General features: G+C 56.4%; 21 protein-coding genes. 6 read left to right on the top strand and 15 right to left on the bottom strand.

All coding sequences use genetic code 11. The features are described 5' to 3' along the window. Positions 1-118: 118 nt before the first annotated feature. The 5 genes from anmK (at position 119) to pdxY (ending at position 4,701) form a co-directional block, all read left to right on the top strand. On the top strand, positions 119-1,243 hold the full coding sequence (gene anmK / locus SPH27_RS00400) for an anhydro-N-acetylmuramic acid kinase (protein WP_182071187.1): 1,125 nt from the start codon (positions 119-121) through the stop codon (positions 1,241-1,243). 93 nt (positions 1,244-1,336) lie between these two features. After that, on the top strand, positions 1,337-1,660 hold the full coding sequence (gene mliC / locus SPH27_RS00405) for a C-type lysozyme inhibitor (protein WP_023335447.1): 324 nt from the start codon (positions 1,337-1,339) through the stop codon (positions 1,658-1,660). Between the two features lie 57 nt (positions 1,661-1,717). Next, positions 1,718-2,374 carry a pyridoxamine 5'-phosphate oxidase gene (gene pdxH / locus SPH27_RS00410; RefSeq protein WP_024909355.1) on the top strand — a complete coding sequence of 219 codons (657 nt, stop codon included), beginning with the start codon at positions 1,718-1,720 and terminating at the stop codon, positions 2,372-2,374. 125 nt (positions 2,375-2,499) lie between these two features. Continuing rightward, positions 2,500-3,774: a tyrosine--tRNA ligase gene (tyrS, locus tag SPH27_RS00415; RefSeq protein WP_033145328.1), complete on the top strand. Its 1,275-nt coding sequence runs from the start codon at positions 2,500-2,502 to the stop codon at positions 3,772-3,774. Positions 3,775-3,840: 66 nt separating this feature from the next. After that, positions 3,841-4,701, top strand: coding sequence for a pyridoxal kinase PdxY (gene pdxY, locus SPH27_RS00420; RefSeq protein ID WP_033146525.1), 861 nt, complete (start codon positions 3,841-3,843; stop codon positions 4,699-4,701). Between the two features lie 60 nt (positions 4,702-4,761). On the opposite strand, the gene gstA is transcribed toward pdxY, so the two are convergent. The 12 genes from gstA to blr all read right to left on the bottom strand — a co-directional run bounded on the left by gstA (position 4,762) and on the right by blr (position 14,936). Beyond that, positions 4,762-5,367, bottom strand: coding sequence for a glutathione transferase GstA (gene gstA, locus SPH27_RS00425; RefSeq protein WP_048979515.1), 606 nt, complete (start codon positions 5,365-5,367; stop codon positions 4,762-4,764). A gap of 105 nt (positions 5,368-5,472) precedes the next feature. Beyond that, positions 5,473-6,981 carry a dipeptide/tripeptide permease DtpA gene (gene dtpA, locus SPH27_RS00430; RefSeq protein ID WP_033145330.1) on the bottom strand — a complete coding sequence of 503 codons (1,509 nt, stop codon included), beginning with the start codon at positions 6,979-6,981 and terminating at the stop codon, positions 5,473-5,475. 591 nt (positions 6,982-7,572) lie between these two features. After that, positions 7,573-8,208, bottom strand: a complete 636-nt coding sequence (nth, locus tag SPH27_RS00435) for an endonuclease III (RefSeq protein WP_033145331.1) — start codon at positions 8,206-8,208, stop codon at positions 7,573-7,575. After that, the gene (locus SPH27_RS00440; protein ID WP_023617347.1) at positions 8,205-8,891 is read right to left on the bottom strand and encodes an electron transport complex subunit E; all 687 of its coding nucleotides are present in this window, start codon (positions 8,889-8,891) and stop codon (positions 8,205-8,207) included. The genes nth and SPH27_RS00440 overlap by 4 nt, the downstream gene beginning before the upstream one ends. A gap of 2 nt (positions 8,892-8,893) precedes the next feature. Next, a complete protein-coding gene (gene rsxG, locus SPH27_RS00445) occupies positions 8,894-9,514 on the bottom strand; it encodes an electron transport complex subunit RsxG (protein WP_182071188.1) in 621 nt (206 codons plus the stop codon). 10 nt (positions 9,515-9,524) lie between these two features. After that, complete coding sequence (rsxD, locus tag SPH27_RS00450; RefSeq protein ID WP_048979528.1) at positions 9,525-10,577, bottom strand: electron transport complex subunit RsxD; 1,053 nt, start codon at positions 10,575-10,577, stop codon at positions 9,525-9,527. After that, complete coding sequence (gene rsxC, locus SPH27_RS00455) at positions 10,578-12,608, bottom strand: electron transport complex subunit RsxC (protein ID WP_182071189.1); 2,031 nt, start codon at positions 12,606-12,608, stop codon at positions 10,578-10,580. Continuing rightward, positions 12,601-13,179: an electron transport complex subunit RsxB gene (gene rsxB, locus SPH27_RS00460; protein WP_182071190.1), complete on the bottom strand. Its 579-nt coding sequence runs from the start codon at positions 13,177-13,179 to the stop codon at positions 12,601-12,603. Before rsxB ends, rsxC begins: the two co-directional genes overlap by 8 nt. Beyond that, positions 13,179-13,760, bottom strand: a complete 582-nt coding sequence (rsxA, locus tag SPH27_RS00465) for an electron transport complex subunit RsxA (protein ID WP_014883581.1) — start codon at positions 13,758-13,760, stop codon at positions 13,179-13,181. Before rsxA ends, rsxB begins: the two co-directional genes overlap by 1 nt. Positions 13,761-13,836: 76 nt before the next feature. Continuing rightward, positions 13,837-14,277, bottom strand: a complete 441-nt coding sequence (locus tag SPH27_RS00470) for a DUF2569 domain-containing protein (RefSeq protein WP_023311379.1) — start codon at positions 14,275-14,277, stop codon at positions 13,837-13,839. Between the two features lie 86 nt (positions 14,278-14,363). Continuing rightward, positions 14,364-14,579, bottom strand: coding sequence for a transcription modulator YdgT (ydgT, locus tag SPH27_RS00475; RefSeq protein WP_013096896.1), 216 nt, complete (start codon positions 14,577-14,579; stop codon positions 14,364-14,366). 231 nt (positions 14,580-14,810) lie between these two features. Continuing rightward, on the bottom strand, positions 14,811-14,936 hold the full coding sequence (blr, locus tag SPH27_RS00480) for a division septum protein Blr (protein WP_168112406.1): 126 nt from the start codon (positions 14,934-14,936) through the stop codon (positions 14,811-14,813). Between the two features lie 243 nt (positions 14,937-15,179). Here blr and SPH27_RS00485 point away from each other — a divergent pair, with 243 nt between their 5' ends. Next, a complete protein-coding gene (locus SPH27_RS00485) occupies positions 15,180-16,220 on the top strand; it encodes an oxidoreductase (protein WP_039262316.1) in 1,041 nt (346 codons plus the stop codon). A 53-nt stretch (positions 16,221-16,273) separates the two neighbouring features. Here the strand turns inward: SPH27_RS00485 and add are convergent, their stop codons facing one another. From add to malX, 3 genes are all read right to left on the bottom strand, one after another. Further along, the gene (gene add / locus SPH27_RS00490; RefSeq protein WP_033145337.1) at positions 16,274-17,275 is read right to left on the bottom strand and encodes an adenosine deaminase; all 1,002 of its coding nucleotides are present in this window, start codon (positions 17,273-17,275) and stop codon (positions 16,274-16,276) included. Positions 17,276-17,371: 96 nt separating this feature from the next. Next, positions 17,372-18,544 carry a MalY/PatB family protein gene (locus tag SPH27_RS00495; RefSeq protein ID WP_182071191.1) on the bottom strand — a complete coding sequence of 391 codons (1,173 nt, stop codon included), beginning with the start codon at positions 18,542-18,544 and terminating at the stop codon, positions 17,372-17,374. 48 nt (positions 18,545-18,592) lie between these two features. Further along, positions 18,593-20,185: a maltose/glucose-specific PTS transporter subunit IIBC gene (malX, locus tag SPH27_RS00500; protein WP_048979536.1), complete on the bottom strand. Its 1,593-nt coding sequence runs from the start codon at positions 20,183-20,185 to the stop codon at positions 18,593-18,595. Positions 20,186-20,328 lie beyond the last annotated feature (143 nt).

Below are 20,328 nucleotides of genomic sequence, written 5' to 3' on the forward strand. Positions count from 1 at the left end.
ACAGGATCCGCCCATGTTACCCGTCTGACATTGTTAAAAAATATTATCGCCGGATGGCAAAGCTGCGCCGTTTATGGTTGAGTGGATATCCTTAGCCCACGCAACGTAAGGAAAGCGCATGAAATCGGGTCGCTACATTGGTGTGATGTCAGGCACCAGTCTGGATGGGGTAGATGTCGTTCTGGCCGCCATTGACGAAAACATGGTGGCGCAGCAGGCGAGCCTGACCTGGCCAATCCCCATTTCACTGAAAGAGGATATTCTGAGTATCTGTCAGGGGCAGCAGCTGACCCTCTCCCAGCTTGGACAGCTTGATGTTCGCCTGGGGGCGCTGTTTGCGGATGCGGTGCAGGCTTTGATGCAAAAAGAACATCTTCGCCCGCAGGATGTGGTGGCCATCGGGTGTCACGGACAAACGGTCTGGCATGAGCCCGGCGGAGATGCCCCGCATACCCTGCAAATCGGCGATAACAACCAGATTGTGGCGAAGACGGGCGTGACGGTGGTAGGCGATTTCCGTCGTCGCGATATCGCCCTTGGTGGGCAGGGCGCGCCGCTGGTACCCGCGTTCCATCAGGCGTTACTGGCGCACCCTACAGAACGTCGCATGGTGCTCAATATTGGTGGGATTGCCAACCTGTCGATGCTCATCCCGGGGCAGCCCGTCCGCGGCTACGATACCGGCCCGGGCAATATGTTAATGGATGCCTGGATCTGGCGGCAGCGCGGACAACCGTATGATAAAAACGCCGAGTGGGCGAGCGGGGGAAAAGTGATTATTCCGCTGCTGCAGTCGATGCTGAGCGATCCTTATTTTGCCCTGCCGGCCCCTAAGAGCACGGGGCGTGAATACTTCAACCTGGGCTGGCTTGAGCGTCAGCTGGCGCCATTCCCGGCGCTCGCGCCGCAGGATGTCCAGGCGACGCTTGCCGAGCTGACGGCCGTGTCGATCTCCGAACAGGTTCTGCTCAGCGGCGGATGTGAACGCCTGCTGGTGTGCGGCGGAGGAGGCCGCAACCCGCTGGTGATGGCGCGTCTTGCGGGGCTACTGTCGGGGACCGAAGTGACCACGACCGATGAGGCAGGCATCAGCGGGGATGATATGGAGGCGCTGGCCTTCGCCTGGCTCGCCTGGCGCACCATTGCCGGACTGCCGGGCAACTTGCCGTCGGTAACCGGCGCGCGTGAGGCGAGCGTCCTCGGGGCGATTTTCCCGGCAAATCCTCGTCATAATCAGAGTTAACTGAAATTCAGCGCGGCGCGTCATCGTTAGAATGGAACGAAACAGGAGGGCAGCCATGCCCTCCAGGACCAGGAAAGTCTTCGGAATACGCCCATGAAAAAACTTCTTCTTATTGCCGCGCCTTTATTGCTGTCAGGATGCAGCGTCTATAACCAGCTCCTTGAGCGCATGCAGACCGATACGCTGGAGTATCGCTGCGATGAAAAACCGCTGACCGTCAAGCTGAATAACCCACGTCAGGAAGCCAGCTTTGTTTATGACAATAAATTGCTGACGCTGAAGCAGGGGATGTCAGCCTCCGGCGCGCGTTATACCGACGGTATTTACGTCTTCTGGTCAAAAGGCGACAGCGCCACGGTCTACAAACGCGACCGCATTGTGCTGAACAATTGCCAGCTCGAAAATCCGAAGCGTTGAGATTTTTACAGGGGCGGCGCACAATAGCGCCACCCACTCTCAATGTCAGCTAACGCCATGTCAGATAACGACGAACTGCAGCAAATTGCGCATCTGCGCCGTGAATACACTAAAGGCGGCCTGCGTCGCCAGGATCTCCCCGCTGAACCCCTCGTGCTTTTTGAACGCTGGCTGAAACAGGCCTGCGAAGCGAAACTCGCCGACCCAACCGCCATGGTTGTCGCGACGGTGGATGAAAACGGCCAACCGTATCAGCGCATCGTATTGCTCAAGCATTATGACGAGAAAGGGCTGGTGTTCTATACCAACCTCGGCAGCCGCAAGGCGCACCATTTAGAAAACAATCCGCGTATCAGCCTGCTGTTCCCCTGGCACATGCTGGAACGTCAGGTAATGGTCACCGGCAAGGCGGAACGTCTCTCGACGCTGGAAGTGGTGAAGTATTTTCACAGCCGCCCCCGTGACAGCCAGATTGGCGCCTGGGTATCAAAACAGTCCAGCCGAATTTCTGCCCGCGGCGTGCTGGAAAGTAAATTCCTGGAGCTGAAACAGAAGTTCCAGCAGGGTGAAATTCCTCTGCCAAGCTTCTGGGGCGGTTTCCGCATCCCGATTGAGCAGATGGAGTTCTGGCAGGGGGGCGAACATCGCCTGCACGACCGCTTTTTATACCAGCGCGAGAATGGCGGTTGGAAAATCGACAGACTGGCACCGTAATCCCCGAAATTTGTTGATTTAAGCGCTAGCGCACACCGCGCTTGCGCTTTATTCTATTGTCCTTTCGCATCAGGCGAAAAGTCGTGTACCGGCAAAGGTGCAGTCGTTTATACATGGAGAATTTGATGGCAAGCAGTAACTTGATTAAACAATTGCAAGAGCGGGGCCTCGTGGCCCAGGTGACGGACGAGGAAGCGTTAGCAGAGCGACTGGCGCAAGGCCCGATCGCGCTCTATTGCGGCTTCGATCCCACCGCTGACAGCTTGCATTTGGGGCATCTTGTTCCATTGTTATGCCTGAAACGCTTCCAGATGGCGGGCCATAAGCCTGTTGCGCTGGTGGGCGGCGCGACCGGCCTGATTGGTGACCCAAGCTTTAAAGCCGCTGAGCGTAAACTGAACACCGAAGATACCGTGCAGGAGTGGGTGGATAAGATCCGCAAACAGGTTGCACCATTCCTCGACTTCAACTGTGGTGAAAACTCTGCCATTGCCGCGAACAACTACGACTGGTTTGGCAGCATGAACGTGCTGACCTTCCTGCGCGACATCGGCAAGCACTTCTCTGTTAACCAGATGATTAACAAAGAGGCCGTGAAGCAGCGTCTGAACCGTGACGACCAGGGTATCTCCTTTACCGAGTTCTCCTACAACCTGCTGCAGGGCTATGACTTTGCCTGCCTGAACAAGCTGCACGGCGTTTCCCTGCAGATTGGCGGTTCCGATCAGTGGGGTAACATCACCTCCGGTATCGACCTGACACGTCGTCTGCACCAGAACCAGGTCTTCGGTCTGACCGTTCCGCTGATCACCAAGGCAGACGGCACCAAATTTGGGAAAACCGAAGGCGGCGCGGTATGGCTCGATCCGAAGAAAACCAGCCCGTACAAATTCTACCAGTTCTGGATCAACACGGCGGATGCCGATGTTTACCGCTTCCTGAAGTTCTTCACCTTTATGGACATCGAAGACATCAACGCGCTGGAAGAAGAAGACAAAAACAGCGGTAAAGCACCGCGCGCCCAGTACGTGCTGGCGGACGAAGTCACCAAACTGGTTCACGGTGAAGAAGGTCTGGCCGCGGCAAAACGTATTACCGCAAGCCTGTTCAACGGTACCCTGAGCGATCTGAGCGAAGCGGACTTCGAACAGCTGGCGCAGGACGGCGTGCCAATGGTTGAGATGGAAAAAGGGGCTGACCTGATGCAGGCGCTGGTGGACTCTGAGCTCCAGCCTTCGCGCGGTCAGGCGCGTAAAACCATCGCGTCTAACGCTATTACCATCAACGGCGAGAAACAGGCCGACCCGGAATACACCTTCGTTGACGGTGACCGTCTGTATGGTCGCTACACGCTGCTGCGTCGCGGTAAGAAAAACTACTGCCTTGTCTGCTGGAAATAATTAACAGTCTCCAGGGGCGTGGGAAACCACGCCCCTTTTGTTTTTTCAGGGTTTGGTAAGAAAAAAATGAAGAACATCCTCGCCATTCAGTCCCACGTTGTTTTTGGACACGCTGGCAATAGCGCCGCGGAATTCCCGATGCGTCGCCTCGGCGTCAACGTCTGGCCCCTTAATACCGTGCAGTTCTCTAACCACACGCAATACGGCAAATGGACCGGCTGCGTAATGCCGCCTTCGCACCTCACCGAGGTTGTGCAGGGGATTGCCGATATCGACCAGCTCAGACGCTGTGACGCCGTGCTGAGCGGCTACCTCGGCTCAGCGGAGCAGGGGGAGCATATCCTCGGCATCGTACGTCAGGTGAAAGCCGCAAACCCGGCGGCAAAATACTTCTGCGACCCCGTCATGGGCCATCCGGAGAAAGGCTGTATCGTGGCGCCAGGCGTCGCAGAGTTTCACGTCCGCCACGCGCTGCCCGCCAGCGATATCATTGCGCCAAACCTGGTCGAGCTCGAAATTCTCTGCGAGCGTCCGGTTAACAGCGTAGAAGAGGCGGTAAGCGCGTCTCGCGAACTGATCGCTCAGGGGCCTGAGGTGGTGCTGGTAAAACATCTCGCCCGCGCAGGGCTGAGTCAGGACCGTTTTGAGATGCTTCTGGTGACGAAAGATGACGCCTGGCATATTAGCCGTCCGCTGGTGGATTTCGGCCTGCGCCAGCCGGTTGGGGTCGGAGATGTTACGAGTGGTCTGCTGCTGGTGAAATTACTGCAGGGGGCGACGATGCGCGACGCGCTGGAACACGTTACCGCGGCGGTGTACGAAATCATGATTGCGACGAAAGAGATGCAGGAATATGAACTGCAGGTGGTTGCGGCACAGGATCGTATCGCGAAGCCGGAGCACTATTTCAGCGCAACCCGGTTATAGCCAGCCAAAACGTGTAGGCCGGGTAAGCGTTAGCGCCACCCGGCAACACAGGCCGCTCGGTTAGTTCAACCCTTCCGCTTTCAGCGCCGCAGCCACTGCAGGACGCTCCGCCACGCGTTTCATATACGATGCGATATGGTCTAACCCTTCCAGGTTCAGCTTAACCGCGCGCGCCCAGCGCAGCACGGTAAACAGATACGCATCGGCAATCGTGAAGCGCGAACCACAAATCCACTGTTCGTCTCTCAGCGATTCGTTAACGTACTGCAGCTTTTTCTCAAGAAGCGCACGCAGGGTTGGTTTGAACTCCTCTGGCGTATCCGGGCGGAACAACGGCGTAAATCCTTTGTGCAGCTCGGTTGCAATGTAGTTCAGCCATTCCAGCGTCTTATAGCGAGAAATGGTACTCACCGGTGCCAGCAGCTGGCGATCGGGTACGCTATCGGCCAGGAACTGCATAATCGCGACGCCTTCGGTCAGCAGAGTACCGTCATCCAGCAAGAGCGCCGGAACTTGTCCCTTGGGGTTAATGGCAAGAAAATCATCGCCATTTTCCAGACGCTTTTTCATCAGATCAACGCCGTCCAGCGTGAAATCTTTGCCGCTCTCGCGCAGGGTGATGTGGGAAGCAAGAGAGCACGCGCCCGGTTTGTAGAACAGTTTCATCGGTAACTCCTTTTTGCTGAGGTTTCAGCTATGTTAGTGCGCCAACGGACAAAAAAAAAGCCGCTAATGCATTAGCGGCTTCTGTTCTGTCGTTTCTCAATAATCTTACGCGGTAGCGGTTTTGGTCGCTTCAGCCGTCTTGTCGTCGTCCTGAGTCATACGATTCAGTTTCGGCGCGGTCAGCAGCATCAGAACTGCAATAACCGCAGTCGCGATACCAATCTGCATGAACACGGTACCGTAGACGTTCAGGGAGACCAGTGGGTCAGTGACGTTTTCCGGCACAGCCATCAGGTTCGCAATTTTACCCGCAATGATTGCCGCACCGGCAGTGGTCAGGAACCAGCTACCCATAATGAAGCCCATCAGACGCTGCGGCACCAGCTGTGCAACCATCGCCAGACCCAGACCGGAGATCATCAGTTCACCGATAGACTGCAGCGCGTAGCTCAGGATCAGCCAGTTAACGGACACGATACCCGCGTCGGTGGCAAATTTGGTACCCAGCGGCAGCACCAGGAACGCGCCGGAGCACAGCACCATACCGATAGCAAACTTGTGCGGCATTGGCAGACGGTCGCCCATCTTGTTATAGATAGCGGCCAGAATCGGGCTACCAATCATGATCCAGAACGGGTTCAGCGCCTGATACTGTTCCGGCTCGAACGCGATGCCCAGAATTGAGTGCTCAACGTTACGAATGGCGAAGAAGTTCAGTGAGGTTGGCATCTGGCTGTACAGCACGAAGAAGATAATCGCTTCCAGCATCAGAATGAACGCCACAATCATCTTGCGACGGGCAGCACCCTGCATGGCGAACGCTTCTTTCGCAAAGATAACCACGATACCCAGCGCAACCACGCCCAGAACGGCACGGGCGATACCCTGGTTGTGCAGCAGCCAGGTGGCGATTGCCGCGAGGACAACAACGCCCACGATGGTGGCCAGCAGTTTGCCCATATGCACAGGCTCGAAGTCAGGTTTTGAACCGTAGTCTTTAACCCAGCTGCGGCAGAACAGGAAGTTGACCACGGTGATCAGCATGCCCACGAAGCTCAGCGCAAACGCCACGCTCCAGCCGAACTTCGCCGCAAGCCATGGGGTTGCCAGCATCGAGAAGAACGAACCGATGTTGATGGACATGTAGTACATGGTAAATGCACCGTCCAGGCGCGGATCGTCTTTGTTATAGCAGGTAGAAAGCAGGGAGGACGGGTTCGCTTTGAACAGACCGTTACCGACGGCAATCGTCGCCATACCCATATACACGACAGCGGCATCATGCCCTGACCATGCAACCAGACCATAGCCGATCGCCAGGACAATGGCGCCCAGCATGATGACGCGTTTAGTCCCGAGGACTTTATCACCCAGCCAGCCGCCAATAGCGACCAGACCGTACACCAGAGCACTAAAGGAAGAGAACAGCGTGATGGAATCGGCTTCGGACATACCCAGCTGTTTTACCAGGTAAACCGCCATGATCCCTTGCAGGCCGTAATAACCAAAACGCTCCCATAACTCGATAGAGAAGATGAGATAGAACGCTTTAGGCTGTTTAAAAGCGTTAAGACTCACGCTTTCATCTGTTGGTTTATTGTTTGCAGTAGACACATATACCTCTTTTTTTACATCCCATATTAACGGGGGTGTTCATAGCGCGATGGCCGTAGTCCATACGCCTTATAGTTATATTGGGAGGAGAAACGGCGGGTAATGTTCACTATCCTGCCCCATCTGGCAATACGTTTGTAATAATCTGTTACATATATCTGAAGTGGTATAATCGTCGGTTCATATAAATGTTATTCAGCGTTAAATTTCATACGATGAGTAAAGGTAGTTTTTTCGACTGGCAATAACCCACCACGACCGGGTTTTGGCGATATGTTCTGCTATTTGCCGCTTAATGCAGTGATATGGGCCATATTCTGAAAAATAGCTGGTCTTATCTTCGGTGGTGGAAGGAGAGTATCTTGTCAGACAAAGGGTTTAGGCGGATTTTGACAACAAAAATTCAACATGAAGTTATCAGGGTGATCGCGATCACAGATGTATAGAAATTTTTGGCTATGAAAAAAGTATTAACCTGTTTGAGCGTTAAACAACCGAACAAGTGACAGGTCAGGGGGAATGAAAGACGGACAAATAACGGCCAAAAGAAGGGTGTCTGGTAGCCCTTCTTTTGGTAAGGGTTTGTGACGATCAGGGATACACTTTTTCTTTGTATTCGCAGAGATCTTCAATAATGCAGGAGCCGCAGCGAGGCTTACGGGCAATACAGGTATAGCGGCCGTGCAGAATCAGCCAGTGATGACAGTCAACCTTAAATTCGTCCGGAACCACCTTTAACAGCTTCTCTTCGACCTGCTCAACATTTTTCCCCGGCGCGAAGTTAGTCCGGTTAGAGACGCGGAAAATATGCGTATCCACGGCGATGGTCGGCCAGCCAAACGCGGTGTTGAGCACCACGTTCGCGGTCTTACGCCCCACGCCCGGTAAGGCTTCCAGCGCGGCGCGATCTTCCGGTACTTCGCCTCCGTGCTGTTCCAGCAGGATCCGGCAGGTCTTAATGACGTTCTCGGCTTTGCTGTTAAACAGGCCGATGGTTTTGATATAGGACTTCACGCCTTCCACGCCCAGCTCCAGCATGGCTTTTGGCGTATTGGCGACCGGATAGAGCAGGGCAGTGGCTTTATTGACGCTCACATCGGTCGCCTGTGCAGAGAGCAACACCGCGATCAGCAGCTCAAACGGGGAGGTAAAATTCAGCTCCGTCGTCGGGTGCGGGTTCTCGTCCCGCAGACGGGTCAGGATCGCAATGCGCTTTTCTTTATTCATGAAGCCTTCTCGGGTGTCCCTTCCAGAACGCTACGCTCAGCCGCGCGGCGCTTACGTTTCTCATCAATCAGGTATTTTATCGCCAGCATCATGCCAAGGCCAATAAACGCGCCAGGGGGCAGCATTGCCAGCAGGAATGGCGTATCGGTGTGGAACACTTCAACGCGCAGCGCTTTGGCCCAGCCGCCCAGCAGCGCATCTGCGCCGTCAAACAGCGTACCGTTACCGAGGATCTCGCGCAGCGAGCCCAGCACGAACATGGCGCAGGTGGCGCCCATTCCAATGGAAAAACCATCCAGCGCCGACATGGCGGGGCTGTTTTTCACCGCGAACGCTTCCGCACGGCCAACGACGATACAGTTGGTCACGATAAGGGGAATAAAGATCCCGAGCGACTGGTACAGGCCAAACGCGTAGGCGTTAATCAGCATCTGGACGATACTGACCACCGACGCAATGATCATGACATAAATCGGAATACGAATTTCCGAAGGCGTCCAGCGTCGCAGGGCGGAGATGGAGAGGTTGGTCAGCGTCAGCACCAGCGTGGTTGCCAGACCCAGACCGAGCGCGTTGGTGGCGGTGGACGTTACCGCCAGCAGGGGACACATCCCCAGAAGCTGGACCAGCGCGGAGTTGTTCTTCCACAATCCCTGGACAATAACCTCTTTAACCTGGCTCATGATTACTCCCCACAGGCCGGAAGATTGTTGATTTGCGCGGGCAGCGTTTCGGCATACAGCCCGGCTCGTTTTACGGCGTTCACCACGGCGCGCGGCGTGATGGTCGCGCCGGTGAACTGGTCGAACTCGCCGCCATCTTTCTTCACCGCAAACGCGGTATCCCCTTCGCCATGGATAACTTTACCGGCAAAGTGCAAAATCCAGTCGCTCAGACGGGTTTCAATTTTATCGCCCAGGCCCGGCGTTTCATGATGTTCCGTCACGCGAGTACCCAGAATAGTGCCGGAGAAATCGCTGCCGACAAGCAGCTGAATGGCGCCGGAATAGCCGTCGGGCGCCGTCGCTTCCATCACCGCGCCTACCGGTTTATCCCCTTTGCGGGCAATAAAGAGGCGGTGCGCGCCTTTCCCAAGCTGCGGCGCGTCTACCACAAAGCAGCTCTTTTGCAGGTCATTATCGTAGAAATCTGACGGGATCACCTGATCGAACAGCGCCTTTTGCTGCTTTGAAGCCTGCTCTTCGATGGTCGTTTTGGTTAACGTGTTAACCAGGGCCGTCAGCCCGGTCAGGACCGCGGCGAAGACAGCCAGCGTGACGCCGTGCTTTTGCATCGTTTTTAACATGGCGAAACCCTTAGCGATGGCCGTACACGCGCGGACGCGTGTAATAGTCGATGAGCGGAACGGTAATGTTGGCAAGCAGGACGGCAAACGCGACGCCGTCCGGGTAACCGCCAAAGCTGCGGATGAGCCATACCAGCAGGCCCGCCAGCGCGCCGAAGATCAGGCGGCCGCGGTTAGTCGTTGACGCCGTGACCGGATCCGTCAGGATAAAGAAGGCACCTAGCATGGTCGCACCGGAGAGCAAATGCATCTGCGGGCTGGCGAGTGATTCAGGAGAGAAGACCCATCCCAGCGTCGCGCAAACCGTCAGCGTCACGAGGAAGCTGACCGGAATATGCCAGCGAATGGCTTTTTGCTGCAGCAGGAACAGGCCGCCCAGAAGATACGCCAGGTTGACCCACTGCCAGCCTGCACCCGCCAGCATGCCGCTGTAAATCGCGGATTTCATGATCTGATCAACGCTGTGCCCGGCATGCAGGGACGTTTTAAAGGTATCGAGAGGCGTCGCCTGGCTGATACCGTCCACGCCCATGCGCAGGGCGTTCATATCAGCGCCGAGCGCCGTATGGCCGGTAAAGATAACGTGCAGGGCATCCATAAAGCCCGGAACCGTGGCCGCAATCTCGTGCGGCGGCAGCCAGCTGGTCATCTGCACCGGGAAGGAGATTAGCAGCACCACGTAGCCAATCATCGCCGGGTTAAACGGGTTATGGCCGAGCCCGCCGTACAGCTGTTTGGCAATGATCACGGCAAACACGGTACCGAGCACGACCATCCACCACGGGGCAAACGGCGGAATACTGATGGCGAGCAGCAGGCCGGTCAGCAGCGCGGAGTTGTCAGCCAGAATGCGTGACACCGCCATCTTACGCAGCTTCAGGACGAGTGCTTCCGCCGCGACGGCGCTGGCGCAGCCCAGGGCTATCTGGAACAGGGTTCCCCAGCCGAAAAACCAGCACTGAACGGCAATGCCCGGCAGCGCGGCCAGGCAGACCAGCATCATAATGCGCGATGTCTGACGCTGGTTGTGGGTGTAAGGGGAACTTGCGATTCTGAAAACCATTTAATCCTCGTTTACGGCTTGCTGTGCGGCTTTCTTCGCCTGAACGCGCGCAATGGCGGCGGCGACGGCGGCCTTGCGCGGGTCATCGTTGGCGGCCTGCGGCTGCTCTTCCTGCTGCGCAGCCTTACGGGCTTTGGCGCGGGCAATCGCTGCTTCGACGGCGGCTTTACGCGGGTCGACCGGTGGTGCTTCTGCTTCTGATACTGCCTCTGGCGCTTGCTGCGCAGCCTTGCGGGCTTTGGCGCGGGCAATCGCCGCTTCAACGGCGGCTTTGCGTGGGTCGACCGCTTCTTGCTCGACGACTACCTGCTGCTCTCCAGCTTTGCGGGCCTTGGCCCGGGCTAGCGCCGCTTCAACGGCCGCTTTACGCGGGTCGATCTCAGTATCTGCCTGAACCGTTTGCGCTTTTTCCGCCTGACGCGCGCGAGCCGCAGCCTTTCGCGCTTCGCGGGCGGCAATCGCTTCGCTGTTATCCGGTTTTTCCCCGGCCTGGATCACCACCGTCTGGGCGGCATCGGCTTTTTTCTCGCGAACTCGCGCCAGTGCGGCGTTGATCGCATCCTGATCTTTCCCGGCAGGCTGAACGGCGGCCTGCTTATGGCGTTCCTGACGGGCGATTTTTTCGCGCTCCAGTCGCGCCTGACGCGCTTCGAAACGTGCCTTGGCTTCTGCGGCGCGTTTTTCTTCCATGGAGATGGCATAAATCTCGGCCTTCTCCTGACGGAAGTATTGCACCAGCGGAATGTTGCTTGGGCAGACCCAGGCGCAGGCGCCGCATTCAATGCAGTCGGCCAGGTTATGGGATTTTGCCTTGTCGTGCAGCTGGCCTTTGCTGTACCAGTACAGCTGCTGCGGGAGCAGATCCGCCGGACAGGCATCGGCACAGGCGCTGCAGCGGATGCAACCTTTCTCTTCCTGCTCTTCACCCATTTCGGTGGGGGAAGGAGCGAGCAGACAGTTAGTGATTTTCACTACCGGAACGTCCAGCCACGGCAGCGTAAAGCCCATCAGCGGGCCACCCATGATCACCATCTGGTCGCTGGCCGGGCAAAATTCAGCCTGTTCCAGCAGATGGCGCACCGGCGTACCCAGACGCGCCCAGACGTTGCCCGGACGAGAAATCGATTCCCCGGTCAGCGTCACCACGCGCTCGGTCAACGGCTCGCCGTCAATCACCGCGCGCTTCACCGCATAGGCGGTGCCGACGTTTTGCATCAGCACGCCGATATCCGAAGAGCGTCCGCCGTGCGGGACCTGCTTGCCGGTCAGAATTTGCGTCAGCTGTTTTGCGCCGCCAGAAGGGTACTTGGTCGGGATAACGCGCAGGCTAATATCATGACTGCCCGCCAGCACGGCGCGCAGCATCGAGATGGCCTGTGGTTTATTGTCTTCGATACCAATCAGCACTTCCCGCGGCTTCAGAATGTGCGCCAGGATGCGGATGCCTTCCACTACCTGAGCGGCACAGTCCTGCATCAGACGATCGTCGGCGGTGATATACGGCTCGCACTCGGCGGCGTTGATAATCAACGTCTGAATGTTATCGCCACCGCCGCGCAGCTTAACGCCAGTCGGGAAGCCCGCGCCGCCCAGCCCGGCGACGCCGAACTGATGAATTCGCTCGATAAGGGCTTCGCGGCTGTGGGAGCGGTAGTCGCTCCAGCCGTCACGATCGATCCATCGGTCTTCGCCGTCGGCTTCAATGATCACGCTCAGCTCCGACAGCGCGGACGGATGAGCCACCGTATGAGGGGCAATCGCCACCACTTTACCGGAGGTGGGGGCGTGTATCGGCAGCATTCGCCCACGGCCAAAGGTCAGCGGCTGACCGCGAAGAACCGTATCGCCTTCTTTCACGCACAGCTCGCCCTCAGCACCAATATGCTGTTTGAGCGGCATGACGTAACGCGTCGCCAGCGGAATTTGACGCAGCGGCGTGCCGTTGGACTGGGTTTTCATCTCTGGCGGATGGATACCGCCGTCAAAGTCCCAAATCTTCTCTTTTCTGAAAGCAGAAAATAACTTAAGCATGTTGTTCCACAGGAATGATGCGAACCGGAATGGTTTGAAGCTCCCACTTCCAGCTTTCGGTAGTCGTTTCAACCGGGCGCAACTCAATACATTGCGTCGGGCAGGGGGCCACGCAGAGGTTACAGCCGGTGCAGAGGTCCGCCACGACGGTGTGCATGGCGCGGGTGGCGCCCACAATGGCGTCAACCGGGCAGGCCTGAATACATTTGGTGCAGCCGATGCAGTTGGCTTCGTCGATCACGGCGAGGGCGCGAACCGGCTCCTGCACCTCCGCATCGCCATCAACGGGCTGCGGATCGACGTTAAGCAGGTCCGCGATTTTCAGCATCACCGCTTCGCCGCCGGGGGCGCAGCGGTTAATTTTTTCACCCTGAATGCCTACCGCTTCAGCGTAGGGACGGCAGCCCGGGTAGCCGCACTGCCCGCACTGGCTTTGCGGCAAAAGCTCATCAATTTTTTCAACAACGGGATCGTCCTCTACCGCGAAACGGCGGGAGGCGTAACCCAGGATAAGGCCAAACACCAACCCCAGGACGCTGATAGAGGCGATGGCAATCCAGATAGCATTCATTACAACTTCACCAGACCACTAAAGCCCATAAAGGCCAGAGACATTAAACCCGCGGTCACCAGCGCAATCGCGTTACCGCGGAAGGGCGCAGGGATATCCGCTGCCGCCAGACGCTCGCGAATCGACGCGAACAGGACCATAACAAATGAGAAACCGACGGCGGCGGAAAAACCGTACAGCGCCGACTGCATAAAGTTATGGCCAAGGTTGATGTTCAGCAGCGCAACGCCGAGAACGGCGCAGTTGGTGGTGATCAGCGGCAGGAAGATACCCAGCAGGCGATAGAGGGCCGGGCTGGTTTTACGCACCACCATTTCAGTAAATTGCACAACAACCGCAATGACCAGAATAAAAGCCAGCGTACGAAGATAGATTAACCCCAGCGGGATGAGGATCCAGGTATCAATCAACCACGCGCAGATGGACGCCATCGTCATGACGAAGGTTGTCGCCAGCCCCATGCCCATCGCCGTTTCCAGCTTTTTGGACACGCCCATAAACGGGCACAGGCCAAGGAACTTCACCAGAACGAAGTTGTTAACCAGCACGGTGCCGACAAAGAGCAGTAAGTAATCGGTCATTATTTAGCCTGAAATAAAAAAGCCGCCTATTATCGGACAAACTCACGCAGGCGACAACAGGTTATCTGTAAGGTTATTACGGGTTCACGAAGGTGTTTTTTACCCGCGTCGAACGCTTGAAATAGGGGACCAGCAGCGCGGCCGCCAGTAACGGGAAAAGCAGCTGACGAACGGCCAGAGCGTCTGATACGGGCGAAAAAGCAAACGCTTTAACCGCCAGCAGAACCGAAATCAGCAGCCAGATAATGTAGTGTTTAGGTACACTTTTGCGGCGCTTAAAGAAGGCAATGGTCAACCACAGGGTGTAGTACCACATACCAATCGCGAAAACGAACGACACAAACCACATCGCAATATTCAGCACGCTTTGCGACATCAGGGTCTGGATAGCGTGAGGGGTAATCAGTGCGGTGGTATACAGCAGCAGCGCAAGTGATGCGCTTAATAAGGCAACCAGCAGCCATGCCAGTGGGGCGATTAACCAGCCTCCAATGCGTTCTCCAGGCGTTGCGGTCATGAACTCTCCCATAATCTGCGCGAAATGTTGTACAGCCAGTTTGCAGGGCGGAGAGTATATAACATTTCGCGCGGATGGCTACTTTCTTATAAAACGTAACGCCATACGGACTTAGGCACTTCACCCACGTTGAACAAACGACCTCCGGAAACCAGCTCCGCACGGCGATGGTCAGCGGCGCGATACATATTAATGATGTCCTGATTATCCGACAGGGTGTAGTTCAGATGGTCAAACAGTTTTTCCAGGCTCTCAAGCGAATTGATCTTGCGAAATTTTAATAAATAGTCCTGAACTGTCATATTAATAAGTTTCCATATAAAAGTGAGTAATACCAGTTAAGGTAATTCGTTCGAATAATAAACGGATTAATAAAGACGTAAACAGCCCACTCAGGTAACGCGACGAAATTAGGAGTTTTCTTTGCTGAAATTCAGGCATCAGACGATGCCTGGAAGAGAAGGTTAACCGTGTTCACCAGGGCTGGCAATAAGTAACTGACATATTATGTCACTCTTTATTGCAGTAACCGGTTACTTAGGTTGGGCGACTGTGACAGGCTCCGGCGGCTGGTAGTTATCGATATGGCTGGCAACGCCCAGCAAAATGACCGAAACCCCAAGGACAATCCATCCCGCTAATTCAATGATTCGATTAATAATTGACGTCATGATTCGTAGTTGTACTTTATCCATAAATACAGGTCGCAAATGTTACAGCGACGTTTCCCCGACGGCAAGCGCTTTGGGAACGGTTCCCTTAAACAAAATCAGTGGGTTAATACTATGTAACAAAAACAACCCGTACAACCTGCTATTTTAAGTCATATGGCACATTATTAATCTGTGGCAATGCCAGGCTAGCCAGTGTGAAATAAGAACGTCATAAAAGAGGACGGCACTATGAGTGATAATATCCGCGTTGGGCTTATCGGCTACGGGTATGCAAGCAAAACGTTTCATGCGCCTCTGATAGCCGGGACGCCGGGGATGACCCTGGCTGCGGTATCCAGCAGCGATGCCGCTAAAGTCCATGCCGACTGGCCTTCCGTGCCGGTTGTCTCTGAGCCAAAACACCTTTTCAACGATCCGAATATTGATTTAATCGTTATCCCCACCCCGAACGACACCCACTTCCCGCTGGCAAAGGCCGCGCTTGACGCCGGTAAGCACGTGGTGGTCGATAAGCCCTTTACCGTCACGTTGTCTCAGGCTCGCGAGCTGGATGCGCTGGCAAAGAGCCTGGGCAGGCTGCTGTCGGTGTTCCATAACCGCCGCTGGGACAGCGACTTTCTGACGGTAAAAAGGCTTCTCAGTGAAGGCACGCTAGGGGAGATCCTCTTTTTTGAATCGCACTTTGACCGCTTCCGTCCGCAGGTACGAAACCGCTGGCGCGAGCAGGCCGGTCCGGGCAGCGGCATCTGGTACGATTTAGCCCCGCATCTGCTGGATCAGGCCGTCAATCTTTTTGGTCTGCCGGTGAGCATGACGGTCGATCTGGCCCAGCTCCGGCCCGGAGCGCAGACGACCGATTACTTCCACGCGGTGCTCAGCTACCCGCAGCGGCGGATTGTGCTGCACGGCACGATGGTCGCGGCCGCGGAATCTGCCCGCTACATCATTCACGGCACGCGCGGGAGCTACGTGAAGTTTGGCCTCGATCCGCAGGAGGACCGGCTGAAAAGCGGTGAACGTTTGCCGCAGGAAGACTGGGGCTATGATATGCGCGACGGCGTGGTCACGCGGGTGGAAGGTGAGGAACTGGTAGAGGAGACCTTGCTGACGATCCCGGGCAACTATCCGGCCTATTATGCGGGCATTCGCGATGCGCTGAACGGCACGGGCGAAAATCCGGTTCCGGCCAGCCAGGCGATTCAGATTATGGAGCTGATTGAGCTGGGTATTGAATCTGCCAAACATCGCGCCACGCTCTGTCTGGCATAAGCTTTAAGGGCTGTTGTAGGCCGGGTAAGGCGTAGCCGCTACCCGGCAAATGCTCAACCGCGAGCCACTTTATCTTTAAGCGCCTGCTTCTCTTCGGGCGTCAGGAAGGCGATCTCCAGCCCGTTGATCTGCGCCTGACGGATCTGTTCGCGGCTCAGACCCGCCTGCGGTGCGGCGATGTTGTATTCGTGGATGATATCCACGCCCTGAACCGCCGGGTCGTCAGTGTTCAGCGAGGCCAGCACGCCGTGCTCGAGGAACGTTTTCAGCGGATGATGCGCCAGCGTTGCCACGGTGCTGGTCTGAATATTAGACGTCAGGCACGACTCAATCCCGATACGCTGCTCCGCCAGGAAATCCATCAGGGCGCGATCTTCTACCGCCTTCACGCCGTGGCCGATACGCTCGGCGCCCAGCTCGCGGATGGCCTGCCAGATGCTTTCCGGGCCAGCCGCTTCGCCCGCATGCACGGTAATGTGCCAGCCGGCATCGCGCGCGCGGTTGAAGTGGGAGAGGAACAGACTGCCCGGGAAGCCCAGCTCGTCACCGGCCAGATCGACGGCGGTGATGGCATCGCGATGGGCCAGCAGCGCTTCAAGCTCCTGCAGGCAGGCGGCTTCGCCGAACGTACGGCTCATAATGCCAATCAGACGGGCCTGAACGTCGAAGGTTTTACACCCTTCGCGCACGCCTTCAATCACTGCTTCCACCACGCCTGCAACGGGCAGGCTGTGGGTCATCGCCATATAGCCCGGCGAGAAGCGCAGCTCGACGTAATGCAGGCCATTACGGGCCGCATCTTCAATGTTCTCAAACGCCACGCGGCGGCAGGCATCCAGCGAGGCCAGCATCTTCACGCCCCAGTCGAGTTTGCTCAGGAAGCTGACCAGGTCCGGTTCATTGGAAGTTACCTGTACGTGAGGGATCAGCGACTCAAGCGTCTGCGCAGGAAGCGTTAAATTGAACTGGCGGCCAAGATCGAGGATGGTTTGGGCACGAATGTTACCGTCAAGGTGACGATGAATATCAGTTAAAGGCAGGCGTGTATCAATCATGGTCGCACTCTTTTCTGGTTAAAGTGCGCCATATTATAAAAACAAAACGGGGTAAAAAGCTATTTGCGCAAGGGAATATTCCGTTGCGCAAATTGATTACAGGAGCGTGTTAATCCCGGCAATGAGGCGTTGCACCCCTTGTTCAAGCTTGCTGCGCGGACAGCCAGCGTTCAGGCGAACAAAGCCATTTCCCTCTTTGCCGTAGGTATATCCCGGCATGATGGCGACTTTTTGCTGCTCGATCAGTACTTTTTGCAGCGCCCGATCGTCAATATTCAGCGGGCGCAGGTCAATCCAGGCCAGATAGGTTGCTTCGGGCGGCTGCCAGTTCAGTTTTGGAAAGGCGCGGTTTACTTCCTGCGCGATATACAACAGATTCTCTTCCAGATACCCCCGCAGGGCATCCAGCCACGGCGCTCCATGCTGATAGGCGGCAATATGCGCCGTCAGCGCCAGCACGGAAGGGGAAGAGAGTCCGTCCCGGCCTTTTAGCGCGCTGAGATAACCGTTACGGCTCTGTTCATCGCCAATCAGTCCGTAAGCGCCCGTCAGCGCCGGAATATTAAAGCTTTTCGAGCCGGAGGTGAGAAGCGCCCATTTGCCGCGCGCCACCGCGCTCCACGGCGTGTGACGATGCTCTCCCCACACCATATCCATATGAATTTCATCGCTGATAACCGCCACGTCATAGCGTGCGCACAGTCCAGCCATGTGCGTCAGCTCGTCCCGCGTCCAGACCTTGCCGGTTGGGTTTTGCGGGCTGCAAAGCAGTAAAATTTTGTTTTCAGGTTTCGCCAGGGCCGCTTCCAGCGCCACCATATTTCCCTGCCAGCCTGCTGCGTGCTTTTCCATCTCCACGGGCACCACATGACGCGCATTCCCTTCAATGGCTTTGTAAAACGCGTCGTATGCCGGGGTGTGCACCACTACGCCGTCGCCGGGGTGTGACCAGAGACGAATCAGCTCTGACACCATGTAGATAACGGAAGGACCATAAACGACGGTTTCCGTATCAATCTGGCTGTTAAAGCGCTGCTGGAACCAGTGTGCGACGGCGGCGAGAAACTCATCGTTCTTCCAGCGGCTGTAGCCCAGCACGCCGTGATTGATGCGCTGATGCAGCGCGTCGGTAATGCAGGGCGCGGTGGCGAAATCCATATCCGAGATGGTGAAAGGCAGCAAATCGGCCGCGCCAAAGCGGTCGGCGACGTAGTCCCACTGCGTACACCAGGTGCCGTGTCGATCCACGACGGTAGAAAAATCAAACATGACGTGAGTCCTTAAAGTAAAACCCCCTCATGAGAGGGGGCTGAGGCATCAGGCTTCAACTGTTCGCATCAGGGTTGCCAGCTCATCCTTCACCGACTGGACCTGCGGGCCGATAACCACCTGCAAATTGTGCTGATTTAACTGTACCACGCCGATGGCCCGGTTGGCTTTCAGGGCGTTGGTATCCACTTTTGACATATCCGCCACCGACAGACGCAGGCGGGTGATGCAGTTATCCAGCGAGGTGATGTTATCCGCGCCGCCCAGCGCCGCCAGAATGGCCGGTGTGTTATAGCCGGATTTGCCCACGGTCCCGGCAACCGCCTGTTCAACGCTGCTCGCCGTATCGGTATCGCGTCCAGGCGTTTTCAGGTTAAAGCGGGTGATGGCGAAGCGGAAGATGCCGTAGTAAACCGCAAACCAGATAGCCGCCACGACCGGCACCAGGTACCACTTGGTGGACAGGCCGTGCAGGATCCCGAACACCACGAAGTCGATCACGTTGCCGTCGGTGTTGCCGATGGTCACGCCCAGCACCGCCATCACGGTAAAGCCCAGACCGGTCAGCACCGCGTGGATGAGGTACAGCACCGGTGCGACGAACAGGAACAGGAATTCGATTGGTTCGGTGGTACCGCCCACGACGCAGGCGATCACGCCGGAAATCAGCAGACCTTTAATTTTATGACGGTTTTCCGGGCGCGCGCAGTGGTACATCGCCAGCGCGGCACCCGGCAGGCCGCCGAGGAAGGCAGGCATTTTACCCTGAGACAGGAAGCGGGTGGCGCTTTCGGAGAAGCCGTGTGTGGTCGGGCAGCTCAGCTGCGCCTGGAAGATGGTCAGCGCGCCGCTCACGTCGTGACCGCACACCTCCATCGTACCGCCCGCTTCGGTGAAGCGAATCAGGGCCACCAGGATATGCTGCAGGCCAAACGGCAGGAGCAGACGCTCGCCGGTGCCGAAGATCATCGGACCGAAATCTCCCGCGCCGTTGATGATGCGGCCAATACCGTTGATGCCCATCGCAAAGACCGGCCAGATCAGCGGAATGATTAAACCGAACAGACCCATCACTACCAGGGTAACAATCGGTACAAAGCGGGTACCGCCGAAGAAGGCCAGGGCATCCGGCAGCCGGATATTGTGGAAGCGCTCGTGCAGCATCCAGATAATCACACCCGCGATCACCGCCCCGAGGATCCCGGTATCAATAGACTGGATACCGATCACGCTCTGAATGTTGTTGGCTTTAAGTACGGCAGCGTCGGTGGTCGGCAAAATGCCTTTCGCGGTCAGCCAGAAGTTAACCGCCAGGTTCATCACGGCGTAGCCCACAAACCCGGCAAACGCCGCGACGCCTTTGTTCTCGCGCGCCAGGCCCAGCGGGATAGCGATACAGAACATGACGGGCAGGAAGCTAAACGCAAAGGAGCCGACTTTACTCATCCAGATGAAGATCGCCTGCAGCACCGGGGCACCGAGGAACGGGATCAGCGTGATGACGTCTTTACTGCTCAGCGAGCTGCCGATCCCGAGCATAATCCCGCAGAACGAGAGGAGTGCCACGGGCAGCATAAAGGTTTTGCCCAGTTGCTGGAAAAATTCCCACAGCGATATTTTTTGTGCTGCTTTCGCCGTCATAAAACGACTCCTTTATTGTTAAAATCAGTTTGCCTGCTTCAATGCTGCGAGAAGATAAAACGTTTTATCAAAGTTTAGTGCGCGCTAAATCACATTCTCAGGCTTTGACTGGTAGTATAAAGATAACGTATTGATAAAACGTT

The organism is Enterobacter sp. A103 (assembly GCF_034427535.1).
Taxonomy (GTDB): Bacteria; Pseudomonadota; Gammaproteobacteria; order Enterobacterales; family Enterobacteriaceae; genus Enterobacter; species Enterobacter asburiae_B.